Source organism: Marinimicrobium sp. C2-29, assembly GCF_038419845.1.
Classification (GTDB): domain Bacteria; phylum Pseudomonadota; class Gammaproteobacteria; order Pseudomonadales; family Cellvibrionaceae; genus Marinimicrobium.
Window position 1 is genome coordinate 135,609 of record NZ_JBCAQT010000010.1, and the last position, 13,434, is coordinate 149,042.

The following is a 13,434-nucleotide window of genomic DNA, read 5'->3' on the forward strand; positions in this document are numbered from 1 at the left end:
AGGGACCGGAGTCCACCCAAAAGCCGCAATTGCCAGGGACCGCAAAAGCCCTCTATTCTACCGCCGAATATGCTAAGGTGAAACCGAATCTGTACACGGACCCCGTAAGACGAAACCCGACCCAATGAGAATAACCGACCTCAAGACGCAGATCTGGCGCCTGGTGCTCTTCCCTGCCCTGGGCGCCACCCTGATCATGGCGGCGACGCTGACCTACCTCTATCTCGGACAACTCAACAAATTTGTCAGCCAGCGCGGCGGCGCCTTGAGTGAAAAGCTGGCCGAGCTGAGCCACGAGACGCTGGCCCGCGAGGATTCGGCCCTGCTGCGATCGATTCTGGACGCCTCCCTGGAGGAGCCCTACATACGGGCAGTGGAGTTGCACCTCAGGGACACCGACGAGACCTTCCACAGCGGCCCGCGAATGCTGCCGCTGGTCAATCCCGAGCCCGTCGATCTAAGCCGACCACAACAGCGCGAAACACCGAAATCCATCCGCTTCGCCCACCCGATTCCCGCCGACGAAGGAGAGCCTTCTCCCGGCTGGATTGAAGTGGAATTGTTGTTATCACCCTTTCTGGTCCTGCGCTACCAGACACTGCTGATCACCCTGGTGCTCGCCGGTCTTTGCCTGGCGCTGTCCGCCTGGTTCGCCACCCGCCTCTATCGCCGGCTCACCGCGCCGCTGGATGAGATCAAGCGCAACATTGAGGCGATGGCGAGAGGACAGATGGATCAGCGGCTACCGGCCATGGAAAGCCGCGAACTGAACGAACTGGCGCTGGCGGTCAACGAGACCGCCGAGTCCGTGGAGCAGGCGCACCGGGATATGCAGGTGCACATCGACCAATCCACCGAAGATCTGCGCGAAACCCTGGAAACCATCGAAATCCAGAACATTGAGCTGAACATGGCGCGCAAGGAGGCGCTGGAGGCCAGCCGCATCAAGTCGGAGTTCCTCGCCAACACCAGCCACGAGATCCGCACGCCGCTCAACGGCATACTCGGCTTCACCAATCTGGCCCTGAAAACCGACCTGGACGAACAACAGCGCGAATACCTGCAGACCATCCGGGACTCCTCCCAGAATCTGCTGACCGTGATCAACGATATCCTGGACTTTTCCAAAATCGAGTCCGGCAAGTTGACCCTGGACTATGTGCCCCTGCCCCTGCGTAAGGTGGTGGAAGAAGCGGTGCACATTCTCGCTCCCGACGCCCACGAGAAGCACCTGCAGCTGGTAACGCTGCTGGACGACGACCTGCCGCTCAACCTGTTGGGCGACCCGCTGCGCTTCAAGCAGGTGCTGACTAACCTGGTCAGCAACGCCATCAAATTCAGCCAGCAGGGCACGATTGTGGTTCACGCCGCCCTGCTAAGCCGCCAGGAAACCCAGCTGACCCTGAAGATCAGTGTCAGCGACAACGGCATCGGCCTGACCCAGGAACAGAAAGAGCGGCTGTTCAGCGCCTTCAACCAGGCCGACACCTCCAGCTCCCGGGAATACGGCGGCACCGGCCTGGGGCTGGTGATCTGCAAAGGGCTGGTGGAGCGCATGGGCGGTGATATCGGCGTGGAAAGCCAGCCCGAGCAGGGAGCGCGCTTCTGGTTTACCGCCCGTCTGGGGATCAACAAGAACCTGCCCGACTCCCCGGCGGAGCGACTGCTGCTGGGCCACCGGGTGATGGTCTGCAGCGATAATCCCCCCTCCTGCCGACAGTTGGAGAAGTTGATTCAACTCTGGCAGGCCGACACCGACGCCGTGCCGAGTATCCACGATGTTTTCCCCGCTCTGCGCAAGGCCCGTGAGGCCAAAGAGCCCTTCTCGCTGGTGTTACTCGACATCGCCCCGGATGAGCGCAAGCTGCAGCCCCCGCTGCTGGAAAAAATCGCCCGGCAGTTGCGCGAGGAATTCGACTGTAAGCTGGTGGCCTGTTGCACCCCCGCCCATCAGCGCCTGTTTCGGCGCGACGGCGACCCGCCGTCCACCGTTTTTGTCAACAAACCCATTGCCCACGACACCCTGCTCGAAGCGCTGGCGCGGCAGATGGGTATTCCCATGGACAGCGGCACCACCGTGCCCGCCAGCCCCCGGGTGAGCGAAGCGCCTCCGGCCGCGCGCATTCTGGTAGTGGACGACAACCCGGCCAACCTGCAGCTGGCCAGTGAACTGCTGCGCGGACTGCACACCGAAGTGCTGTCGGCCAGCAGCGGGCGTGAAGCTCTTGAGCTGTGCGAGCAGCAGACGTTCGACCTGATTTTCATGGATATCCAGATGCCCGGCATGGACGGCATCGAGACCACCCGGCGACTGCGTTCCGAGCAGAGCGGACAGCGGACCCCGATCATCGCTCTGACCGCCCACTCCATGACCGAGCAGAAATCCGAACTCTTGATCGCGGGCATGGACGACTGCGTCAGCAAGCCGGTGAGCGAAGCCCAGCTTGCGCACATCATCAACCGCTGGGTCCACTTGAGCGGACGCAAAAGCGTGGAGGGCCTGCCGGTAGGCGCCCCCACCCAACCCCGAATGCCGGCGATCGAGCTGGAAGAGGACGAGCGTCCCAGCCCGGTGGATATTCCGCTGAGTCTGAAACTGGCCAATAATAAACCCGCCCTGGCGCGCGACATGCTGGTCATGTTGCTGCAGAACCTGGGCACCGAGCGCGACGAGATCAACACCGCCTTCGAACAGGGTGACTATGAGCACCTTGAAGAGCTGGTCCATCGACTGTACGGCAGCTGCTGCTACTGCGGGGTCCCCCGGCTCAAGCGCATCAGCGGGCTGCTCGACAAGATCCTGCAGGCGCGGCAGTATGACCAGGTGCGCGGCCCGGTGACGGCACTCAATAACGAGGTGGACGAAATCCTTCAATGGGGCTTTCAACGGGACATCAGCGCCCTGTTTCAGGTGTCTGATTAGCCGAATCCCCGGTATTTGAGTGCCTGGGTGATTCTCATAGCCGCCAAGTAAGTGTTATGATAATACTTTAAAACACGCCAGCTACCGCGGCCAGCCCCTGCGCAGCACCATCCTTACGCGCAGGAGCCGTCTGTGGGCTGATCATTCATAATGCTAAACTCACCAAAAACCAGGGTGGTAAATAACAATGATCCCATTCAGTGGTCTCGACTGGGCGGTTCTCGCTCTGTTCTTCGTCATCTTACTCGGGGTCGTCGTCTGGTCCTTCATGGAGAAGGAAAAAGACACGGCCGATTACTTTCTCGCGGGTCGCAATGCGGGCTGGTTGGTAATCGGCGCCTCAATATTCGCCTCCAATATCGGTTCCGAACACCTGGTCGGCCTCTCCGGCGCCGGCGCGCAGACGGGCATGGCAATGGCCCACTGGGAGCTGCAGTCCTGGATTATCATCATCCTCGGCTGGGTCTTCGCGCCCTTCTACTGGAGCGCCAAGGTCTACACCATGCCCGAGTTTCTGGAGCGTCGGTATTCCAGCAGTTCGCGCACCTTCCTGTCCTTCATCTCGCTGGTCAGTTACGTTCTGACCAAGGTCTCGGTCACGGTCTACGCCGGCGGCGTGGTACTGAAGACCGTCCTGGGCATTGACACCCTCTGGGGTATCGACTTCTTCTGGATTGCGGCGATGAGTCTGGTACTGATCACCGGCCTCTACACCGTCGCTGGCGGCATGAAGGCGATTCTGGTGACCTCAGTGATCCAGACACCCATCCTGATTTTCGGCTCTCTGGTCATTCTGTTTGTGGGTCTGGACAAGGTCGGCGGCCTGGCCGAGCTGGAGCGTATCAACGGCGAGCGCATGAGCCTGATGCGCCCCATGGATGACCCGGAATTCCCCTGGCTGGGCGTGGTCTTCGGCTCAGTGATCATCGGCTTCTGGTACTGGTGTACGGACCAGTACATTGTGCAGCGGGTACTGACCGCCAAGGGCATCCAGGCCGCGCGCCGGGGTACCATCTTCGCCGGCTACCTGAAGCTGCTGCCGGTATTCATCTTCCTGTTTCCGGGCATGATCGCCTACGCTCTGCACACCCAGGGCACCATCAACCTCGAGAGTGCCGACCAGGCCTTCGCAACTCTGGTCACCGAGCTGCTGCCCTCGGGCATCAAAGGCATTGTGATCGGCGGTCTGATCGCGGCCCTGATGAGCTCGCTGGCCTCGCTGTTCAACTCTTCGGCCACGCTGTTCACCATCGACTTCTATAAGAAGTACAAGCCTGAATCCAGCGAACAGCATCTGGTGAAAATCGGCCGCTACGCCACCATCGCCGTGGTCGCACTGGGCGTTCTCTGGATCCCGGTCATGCAGCTGATTGCCGATGTGCTCTATGAGTACCTGCAGTTGGTGCAGTCTCTGATCGCACCGGGTATCGCCGCCGTCTTCCTGCTGGGTGTGTTCTCCCGGCGCATTACTCCCACGGCCGGTTTCGTCGGCCTGGTGGCCGGCTTCGTGCTGGGCATGTCACGCCTGGTGTTGACGATAATGGAAGACAGCCTGACTCCCGGCACTTTCCTGTATGGCGTGGTGGATATCAACTGGCTGTACTTCTGCTCGTATCTGTTTGCGATAGTGACGCTGCTGGTGATCGCTGTGAGCTTCTTCACCAAGCAGGCCAGTGATGAGCAGGTGTTAGGCTTGACCTACGGCACCATCAGCAAAGAGCAGCGCGCAGAGATCCGCGCGGGCATCGACAAGTGGGATATCATCCACACCGTCATCATTCTGGGTATTACCGCCGCGATCTATATTCGCTTCTGGTAATCACCCCGGAGGCAGGGATTGCCTCGATGCAATAATCAAAAACGGCTCACCAGTGGTGGGCCGTTTTTTTTGCACCGCAGTAGGGAGGAAGATTAATTGGAGCTTCGCATTGGGGTGCACCGACTCCGCGGTTGCCAGATTGACGTCAATGGGAGCTAGCACGCTCTGGCCCCTCCCTGAAGTTACGTAGGGCGGATAAGCGTCAAGCGCATCCGCCATAAATACACGCGACGCCACCGCCCGGCCCATTCAGTTGTGTAGGGCAGGTAAGCGGAAGCGCCACCTGCCGTAAATACACAATATGCCGCACCTTTTCACGTCCGGTCCGTTCAGGGGTAGGTCGTACGAGCTTTGTAGATTGGACCGTGCCGGACGTATTGTTGGGAAATCGGCACCACCCTTTGCGGCAGGTGCGCTGTCGCTTACCAGCCCTACAGTTACACTGGAGGGAACAGAACCCGCTATTTCTAGCACCGTCTAACTCGGCACCAGCGGCGACAGGGTAAACACCTGTGAGACCGTCTGCGGCCCTGGACGCCCCACATGGATGTGGGAAGTGTCCCGAAGCGCCGGGAGCGCGAAGGGGACCGGCCGCAGACGAGCCTACATGAACGTACTCGTGGCGTGTCTCACAGGTGTTTACCCTGTCGCCGCACTCTCTAGTGGCACCTATAAGCCACCCACAAAAAAACCGCCCAACGTTATTCACGCTGGGCGGTTTTCAAAGAGCCATCAATTCAGAGCTACAGATTACTCAGCGCTGAACCGGAAACTCATGCTGGTTTCATACACATCGCCCGGCTCCAGAATCGTGCTCGGGAAATCCGGCTGATTGGGTGAATCCGGGAAATGCTGCGGCTCCAGACAGAAACCCGAGTGCAACTCATAACTCTGGCCCTTGCCCTCAAGTGAACCATCCAGGAAATTGCCCGAGTAGAACTGGATCGCCGGCTCCTCCGTCAGAACCTCCAGCACCCGACCGGTATCGGGCTCATAGGCGCGGGCCGCGAGGAACATCCCCTCATCGGACTCGCGCGACAGCACAAAGTTGTGGTCAAAGCCACCGCCGACACGCTCCAGCTGCGGATGGTCCGCATCGATATCCTCACCAATGGGCTTCGGCTCGGTGAAATCCAGAGGCGTGCCCTCGACCGGCGCCAGCTCACCAACGGGAATCAGCCCCTCATTGACCGGGGTATAGCGATCGGCATTGATCTCCAACTCGTGATCGAGAATCGTGCCCTCACCTTCCAGATTGAAATAGGTGTGCTGGGTCAGATTCACCGGCGTGGCCTTATCGGTCACCGCATGGAACTCGGTGAGAATCGCATTATCATCGGTCACCACATAGTGCGTGGTCACTTCCAGATTGCCCGGGTAACCCTGATCGCCGTCTTCACTGAGCAGAAACAGCTCCACCGCCAGACCGCGCTCGTCGGACACGAACTTCGCATCCCACAGCTTTTTGTCAAAACCGACCACACCGCCATGCAGGTGGTTGTCGCCATCGTTCTGGTCCAGCTCGTACACCTCACCGTCCAGCTCGAAACGACCGCCGGCAATACGGTTACCGTAGCGGCCGATCAGAGCGCCGAAGTACGGAGGGTTCTGTTCCAGGTACTCTTCCAGGGTGTCAAAACCCAGAACCACATCGCCCATCTCGCCATCGCGATCCGGGGTTTTCAGATGGGTGATGATGCCGCCGTAGTTCATCAGTTTGGCTTCCATACCCTGACCATTGTTCAGGGTAAACAGCGTCACTTCGCCCCCATCGGGTAGCTCACCGAAGGACTGCTTGTTGATGAAAGCACGACCGTACTCGGACTCGGCTTCCGTCGTCCCGGTCGCAGATTCTTCGCCCACGTGATAGTTATCGTCGCGATCCTGGTGGAACACCGGGAACCCCTCGGAATCCCAATCGAGCTTGCGCACCCGGGCGTGACGGTTCGGATCGGTCAGGGGCGAGCCCTTCAGCTCCTTGTAGCTGCGGGCATGGTAAACCAGCAGGTCGGTCTCGCCATCTTCAGCCACTGTGAAGCTGCTGTGGCCGGGGCCATAGCGATCCAGCTCCGGGTTGCTGTGAAACACCGGCTCGGGCGATTTCTTCCAGGAGCCCTCGTCCATCAGGTCGGCGTCCGCATCCGCCCACAACAGACCTATGGCGTAGTTGTGGTCCGTGGCGCTGGCCGAATAGGTGATGAAAATACGGCCGTTGCGCTTGATCACCGACGCGCCTTCGTTGACTTCGTGGCCGACTCTTTCCCAGTCCAGCTCGGGCTCGGTGAGGGTGATCACCGGCTCCTTGATTGAGGTGGGGCTGTCCATCTCGGCCATATACAGTGCCGAGTTATAGCGCCCCTCCGGGTCACCCTGGGCCCACACCAGATATCGGGTGTCGTTATGACTGAAGGTGGTGGCGTCCAGCGCGAAGCTGTCCCAGGGCGTTTCAATCTGCCCTTCTTCTTTCCACTCACCGGTCATGGGATTGTCGCTGTCATTGGACAGCACGTGCATCCGGATGCGGAAAGGCTGGTCGGAATCGCCCAACGCCACATGGACGTACCAGACGCCGTCAATCCGATGCAGCTCCGGTGCCCAGACGTTCCCGCCTTTGGGGCCCTCGTCCGGCCGTTCCCAGATCACCTTGGGCTCGGCATCGGCCAGGCCGTTCAGGGTGGAGGCTTCGAGCAGCTCGATCCGGTCAAACTCCGGCGCGGTGGAGATAAAATAGTAGTGACCGTCTTCGGTCCGGTGAATCCAGGGGTCGGCCCCGAACTCCACCAGGGGCACCTGGTATTCGGGCAGTGAGTCCCGCTCGGTGGTTTTGGTTTGCCCGGTCTCTTGCCCGGAGTCAGAACAGGCCGCCAGCCCGAGGCCCGCTGCCGCCAGCAGCCCCCCGGTCAGCCACCCTTTTAGAGAAATCATTGCGCTCATAATCGATACCTTCGGTCGTTTTTCATTATGGGTGTTATTGGTCAGTTCACATTCTACGAAACGCCTTATTATAATACAATAAATCCGTTACGCACCTCTTACGACGATCCTGTTACGCCTGAGGGGTCCTGAACAATTCCCGGCTTTTCAACGGCTTACCGCCCAGCAACGGCTGCAGCATCATCCGGCTGAGGCGTTTGGCGTTGGCCAGCACCCGGGGGTCGGCGAAGTCGGCGCGGGCGCAGGCCTGAAGGTCGGCACCGCTGAATAACTGCGGAGTAAAGCTCGGGTCCCGGGCGCTGTAGGTGGGAATAAAACCGGCTTCCGGATCAAAACGGTAGAGGGTCTCGCGATCGATGGGCTCGCCGGTTTCCGCCTCATGGGTAAAGCTGATGCCGTAGCCCAGCGATTCGAGCAGGCGCCACTCGAACTGACGCAGCAGCGGCTCGGGCGAGCCGGCCGGGTCTGCGCCGTTGCTGGCCAGCGATTCGAGCACCCAGCGGTAGTCTTCAAAAATCCCCGGGTTGGGATCGAGTTCGCCCAGCAGGCGCACCAGCAGTTCGTTCACGTAAAAACCGCTGTAGAGGGCAATGCCCAGGAGGGTGTGACCGGGACCGTTGGCCTCCACGGCCGTGAGGGTTTTCAGGCCGCTTTTGCCCTGCAGGGACACCAGCACCGGGGTAAAGGGGTTGAGCAGCGGGCGGCGCTGGCTTTTACCCCGGCGCACGCCCTTGGCGACCGCCCCCACCCGGCCCAGGTCGGGCGTGAGCAGATCAAGTAACAGGCTGGTGTCCCGATAGGGGCGGGTGTGCAACACATACGCGGGCTGGAACTCGATGCGCATGGACGGGCTCCGCTAGTGGGCTGCTAGAGGTCGTCGTAACCCAGGCTGCGCAGGGCGCGGTTGTCGTCCGACCAACCGGATTTGATCTTGACCCAGAGCTTGAGCATGACCTTCTGTTCGAACAGCTTCTCCATGTCGACGCGCGCCTGCTGGCCGATCTGTTTGATACGCTCGCCCTTGTCACCGATCAGGATGCGCTTCTGCCCATCCCGCTCCACCAGAATCAGGGCGGAGATATGCAGGGTCTTGCCGTCGTCTTTGAACTCTTCAATCTCCACGGCCATCTGGTAGGGCAATTCGTCGCCCAGTTGCCGGGTGATCTTCTCCCTCACCATTTCGGCGGCCATGAACCGCGAGCTGCGATCGGTCAGTTGATCTTCCGGGTAAAAATGGACACCCTCGGGCAGACGCTCAATGATCAGATCTTCCAACCGGTCCAGGTTAGTGTTGCGCAGCGCGGACAGGGGGATGATTTCCGCTTTGGGGAAGCGCTCCCCCAGCTTCTGCAGATGGGGCAGCAGGGTTTCTTTCTGTTCGATTTTATCCACTTTGTTGATGGCCAGGATCAGCGGACACTCGAGGTGTTCCAGACGCTTGGCGACCAGCTCGTCCTCTTCGGTCCAGACCAGCCGGTCCACCAGAAACACCACCACATCCACATCCTTGATTGCGCTGCTGGCGGCCTGATTCATGTAGCGGTTGATCGCCTTGGCTTCGCCCTGGTGCAGACCGGGGGTGTCGACAAAGACGATCTGGGTGTTGCCCTCGGTCTTGATGCCCTGCACATTGTTGCGGGTGGTCTGTGGCTTGCGCGAGGTAATGCTGACCTTCTGCCCCAGCATATGATTGAGCAGAGTGGATTTGCCCACATTGGGACGCCCCACAATGGCCGCGTAACCGCAACGGCTGGGAGTGTCTGTATGCTTTTCAGGGGTGTCGTTCATGGGGTCAACCTTTTACCTTTCGGGGATAGTTCCAGTTTCTGCAGTTTTTCCAGCACTTCGGCCGCTGCCTCTTTTTCCGCCACCCGGCGACTGTTGGCCCGGGCGCGCGCCGATTCCTTCAGGGAGTCAACGCGACACTCGATGGTGAACCGGTGGGCATGGGCTTCGCCTTCGATTTCGACCACCTCGTACTCCGGCAGTGGCAGCTTGTGCGCCTGCATGAACTCCTGCAGACGGGTCTTGGCATCCTTGGCGGGCTGCTCCAGCGAGAGCGCCTCGAGCCGCTTCTGGTACCAGGCATTGACCCGCTCGGCGCAGACGGTGAAGCCCGACTCCAGATAGATGGCGCCAATCAATGCTTCCAGGGTATCGGCCAGGATGGAATCGCGCCGGTGACCGCCGCTTTTCATCTCGCCCTCACCCAGACGCAGGCACTCCCCCACTTCAAACTCCCGGGCAATTTCCGCCAGGGTTTCACCCTTGACCATCTGCGAACGCAAGCGACTCAGCTGCCCTTCGCGCGCCTCGGGAAAGCGGCGAAACAGCGCTTCGCCGACAATAAAGTTCAGAATCGAATCACCCAGAAACTCCAGGCGCTCGTTATTGTGGGCACCGTGACTTCGGTGGGTCAGGGCCAGATCCAGTTGCGCGGGCGCGCGAAATTCGTAGCCCAACCGCTGTTGTAATCGCTGCTTTAAAAGTTCAGACACTATTCTTCCAGGGGCGTGCAGCACTGCTCGGGCGCAGAGCTGTCCAGTTGATTGTTGAAACTGAACACCAGATCGATATTGTGAAAGAAATCGACCCGGGTTTCATAGGCAATGGTGATGATAACGCGGCTGGCGCGCCGATCGATATCGAGGTTCTTTCGGCCCTCGGTGCGCACGTTGTTGACCGTGTAGAACTTGGTCAATTGCGTCCGAATGTCCGTCGATGACACACTGAACAGATCGTCGTTATTGCGCGCCAGGGACTTGAGCGCGGACACGATGTAGCGGTTCTCAGCGTAGGGAGGCACCACCTTGAAGGCGGTGAACACAAAAAACACCCCGATCAGGATCAGAAACACAAACCCCAGAGTGGTTATCCCGCGTTGCGGTTGCTTGAGCTGCATCCCCTATTCCTCTTTTTGGTTGTTTGAATAACGCTATTCAATGGTCCCCACCCGCTCAAAGCTGGGCAGGCTGAACAGTGAATCCCAGTGCATCCAGATCGCAAAGGCCTTACCGACAATGGCCTCCTCCGGAACATAGCTCAGATTGGGTCCGCCGCGATTCAGCTCGTTCCAGCCGCGGCTGTCGTGGCTGCCGTCGCGATTGTCACCCATCATGAAATAGTGCCCTTCCGGGACCTCCCAGGTGCCCTGACGACTGTAGCGGCCGGGGTTCAGGTGCTTACGGGTGATGTAGGTGTTGTCACCCAGCGTCTCTTCCACAATTCGACTGGGCGGTTGAGCCGACGCGTTGGTCTCGACCACTTCCTGCGGCACGGGTTCGCCGTTGATGCTCAGCTGGTGGTCGATGTAGCTGACGGTATCACCCGGCAGGCCAATCACACGCTTGATGAAATAGGTATCGGGTTGATGCGGCGGAAAGAACACCATCACATCGCCGCGCTCCGGATCGCTTACCGGAATGACTTTGGTATTGAGCACCGGCAGACGCAGGCCGTAGGCAAATTTGCTCACCACAATAAAGTCGCCCACTTGCAGGGTCGGCTCCATGGAGCCGGAGGGAATCTGGAACGGCTCGGCGATAAAGGAACGCAGAACGAACACCAGCGCCAGCACCGGGAAGAACGATTTGGAGTACTCCACCCAGATGGGTTCGTTCGCCGCCGCATTGCGTGCCTCTTCGTAAGCCTCCCGCTGGTGTTTATCATCGAGCCTGGCGCGCGCAAACTGTTGGTCCACCGCTTCGAGTTTGCGTTTGCGCGGCTTTGACAGCACGAGCCAGTCGTACAGCCAGATCAACCCGGTGATAAATACCGCGAGGGTGAGAATCAGCGGCAGGTTAATGCTTTCCATGGATCAGTCCTTAATTGTCGACTTTGAGTACGGCGAGGAAGGCTTCCTGGGGGATCTCCACCCGGCCCACCTGCTTCATGCGTTTTTTACCGGCCTTCTGTTTCTCCAGCAGCTTTTTCTTGCGCGAGGCGTCGCCGCCATAACATTTGGCGGTCACGTTTTTGCGCAGCGCCTTGACCGTTGAGCGGGCCACCACGTTGCCACCAATCGCCGCCTGGATCGCGACATCAAACATCTGCCGGGGAATCAGTTCCTTCATTTTTTCCACCAGCGAGCGGCCCATGCCCTGGGCATGATCGCGGTGGACAATCAGCGCCAGGGCATCGACCTTCTCGCCGTTGATCAATACATCCAGGCGCACCAGGGGCGCGGCCTCAAAGCGGTCGAAACCATAGTCGAGCGAGGCGAAGCCACGACTGGCGGATTTGAGCCGGTCGAAAAAGTCCATCACCACTTCACTCATGGGCAGGTCGTACCGCAGCGAAACCTGGGTGCCGGTGTACTGCATATCGCGCTGCATGCCCCGTTTTTCGGTACACAGCGTGATCACATTGCCCAGAAACTCCTGGGGCACCAGAAGATTGGCCTCCACAATAGGCTCGCGCATTTCCTCGATGGTGCCCAGATCGGGCAGTGAGGAAGGGTTGGACACATACAGCGTCTCGCCCTGGGTCGTGATGACTTCATAGACTACCGTGGGAGCGGTGGTAATCAAGTCCAGATCGTATTCGCGCTCGAGCCGCTCCTGGATAATCTCCATGTGCAGCATGCCCAGAAAGCCGCAACGGAAACCGAAACCCAGGGCGTCGGAGCTCTCGGGCTCGTAGAAGAGTGAGGCATCGTTCAACGTCAGTTTGGACAGCGCTTCGCGGAAGTTCTCAAAGTCATCGGCATTGACCGGGAACATCCCGGCATAGACCTGGGGTTTGACCCGCTTGAAACCCGGCAACATTTCGGTTTCGGGAGTATTGGCATGGGTCAGGGTGTCACCCACCGGCGCGCCCAGAATATCCTTGATCCCGGCAATCACATAGCCCACCTCACCAGCTCTGAGCTCTTTGAGCTTGGTGAGCTTGGGGTTGAAGACCCCGACGCTGTCCACCACGTGGGATTTACCGATGGACTTGGTGATGATCTTGTCTTTGACCTTCAGCGTGCCCTGCTTGACCCGTACCAATGAAACCACGCCCATGTACTTGTCAAACCAGGAGTCGATGATCAGCGCCTGCAGGGGCGCATCCACGTCGCCCACGGGCGGCGGCACCAGGCGCACCAGCTCTTCCAGTACGTCTTCGATGCCCTCACCGGATTTGGCACTGCAGCGCACCGCGTCGGTAGCCTCGATGCCGATAATGTCTTCAATCTCCTGGGCCACCCGATCCGGGTCGGCCTGGGGCAGGTCCATCTTGTTCAGTACCGGAATCACTTCCAGCCCCTGCTCAATGGCGGTGTAGCAGTTGGCCACCGATTGCGCTTCCACGCCCTGACCAGCGTCGACCACCAGAAGTGCGCCCTCACAGGCGTAGAGCGAACGGGAGACCTCGTAGGAGAAGTCCACATGCCCGGGAGTGTCAATGAAGTTGAGCTGATAGGTCTTGCCGTCGCGCGCCTTGTAGTGAAGGGTGACGCTCTGGGCCTTGATGGTGATGCCCCGCTCCCGCTCCAGGTCCATGGAGTCGAGCACCTGCTCGGCCATTTCCCGTTCGGTCAGGCCCCCGCACAAGCGAATGAAGCGATCGGCAATGGTGGATTTGCCGTGGTCAATGTGGGCGATGATGGAAAAGTTACGGATATGGCTGAGGTCAGTCACTGGGCGTCAAATTCTTAGGTTATGCGGTTTTCGAAACCGGCGGGGAGTCGGGTGTGGGGACACACCCTGTCGCGCCCCGATGGACGCGGACTGGCCGCCGAGCAAAGCGGCCAGTTTAGCCTATTTGTCAAGGC

At 59.6% G+C, this 13,434-nt stretch carries 9 protein-coding genes; 2 read left to right on the forward strand and 7 right to left on the reverse strand.

Features of this window, described 5'->3' with window-relative positions; genetic code table 11:
- The first annotated feature begins 124 nt into the window (after nt 1-124).
- Both AAE484_RS11415 and AAE484_RS11420 read left to right on the forward strand, forming a co-directional pair.
- A complete protein-coding gene (locus AAE484_RS11415; RefSeq protein WP_341938519.1) occupies nt 125-2,923 on the forward strand; it encodes a response regulator in 2,799 nt (932 codons plus the stop codon).
- A gap of 187 nt (nt 2,924-3,110) precedes the next feature.
- A complete protein-coding gene (locus tag AAE484_RS11420; RefSeq protein ID WP_341938520.1) occupies nt 3,111-4,742 on the forward strand; it encodes a sodium:solute symporter in 1,632 nt (543 codons plus the stop codon).
- A gap of 750 nt (nt 4,743-5,492) precedes the next feature.
- Here AAE484_RS11420 and AAE484_RS11425 read toward each other — a convergent pair.
- The 7 genes from AAE484_RS11425 to lepA all read right to left on the reverse strand — a co-directional run bounded on the left by AAE484_RS11425 (nt 5,493) and on the right by lepA (nt 13,300).
- The gene (locus AAE484_RS11425) at nt 5,493-7,676 is read right to left on the reverse strand and encodes a galactose-1-epimerase (protein ID WP_341938521.1); all 2,184 of its coding nucleotides are present in this window, start codon (nt 7,674-7,676) and stop codon (nt 5,493-5,495) included.
- A gap of 112 nt (nt 7,677-7,788) precedes the next feature.
- Nucleotides 7,789-8,520 carry a DNA repair protein RecO gene (gene recO / locus AAE484_RS11430; protein WP_341938522.1) on the reverse strand — a complete coding sequence of 244 codons (732 nt, stop codon included), beginning with the start codon at nt 8,518-8,520 and terminating at the stop codon, nt 7,789-7,791.
- A 23-nt stretch (nt 8,521-8,543) separates the two neighbouring features.
- Nucleotides 8,544-9,464 (reverse strand): GTPase Era, encoded by a 921-nt coding sequence (era, locus tag AAE484_RS11435; RefSeq protein WP_341938523.1) that lies wholly within the window; start codon nt 9,462-9,464, stop codon nt 8,544-8,546.
- Nucleotides 9,461-10,174, reverse strand: a complete 714-nt coding sequence (gene rnc, locus AAE484_RS11440; protein WP_341938524.1) for a ribonuclease III — start codon at nt 10,172-10,174, stop codon at nt 9,461-9,463. Before rnc ends, era begins: the two co-directional genes overlap by 4 nt.
- Nucleotides 10,174-10,578 (reverse strand): DUF4845 domain-containing protein, encoded by a 405-nt coding sequence (locus AAE484_RS11445; RefSeq protein ID WP_341938525.1) that lies wholly within the window; start codon nt 10,576-10,578, stop codon nt 10,174-10,176. Before AAE484_RS11445 ends, rnc begins: the two co-directional genes overlap by 1 nt.
- Nucleotides 10,579-10,611: 33 nt before the next feature.
- A complete protein-coding gene (gene lepB / locus AAE484_RS11450; RefSeq protein WP_341938526.1) occupies nt 10,612-11,490 on the reverse strand; it encodes a signal peptidase I in 879 nt (292 codons plus the stop codon).
- A 10-nt stretch (nt 11,491-11,500) separates the two neighbouring features.
- On the reverse strand, nt 11,501-13,300 hold the full coding sequence (gene lepA / locus AAE484_RS11455; RefSeq protein WP_341938527.1) for a translation elongation factor 4: 1,800 nt from the start codon (nt 13,298-13,300) through the stop codon (nt 11,501-11,503).
- Between the last annotated feature and the right edge of the window lie 134 nt (nt 13,301-13,434).

Excerpts from the sequence above, each read along its gene's own strand:
- AAE484_RS11415 (WP_341938519.1), top strand. The coding sequence starts at position 125 with ATGAGAATAACCGACCTCAAGACGCAGATCTGGCGCCTGGTGCTCTTC.
- AAE484_RS11445 (WP_341938525.1), bottom strand. The coding sequence starts at position 10,578 with ATGCAGCTCAAGCAACCGCAACGCGGGATAACCACTCTGGGGTTTGTG.
- AAE484_RS11420 (WP_341938520.1), top strand. The coding sequence starts at position 3,111 with ATGATCCCATTCAGTGGTCTCGACTGGGCGGTTCTCGCTCTGTTCTTC.
- era (WP_341938523.1), bottom strand. The coding sequence starts at position 9,464 with ATGAACGACACCCCTGAAAAGCATACAGACACTCCCAGCCGTTGCGGT.
- recO (WP_341938522.1), bottom strand. The coding sequence starts at position 8,520 with ATGCGCATCGAGTTCCAGCCCGCGTATGTGTTGCACACCCGCCCCTAT.
- lepB (WP_341938526.1), bottom strand. The coding sequence starts at position 11,490 with ATGGAAAGCATTAACCTGCCGCTGATTCTCACCCTCGCGGTATTTATC.
- AAE484_RS11425 (WP_341938521.1), bottom strand. The coding sequence starts at position 7,676 with ATGAGCGCAATGATTTCTCTAAAAGGGTGGCTGACCGGGGGGCTGCTG.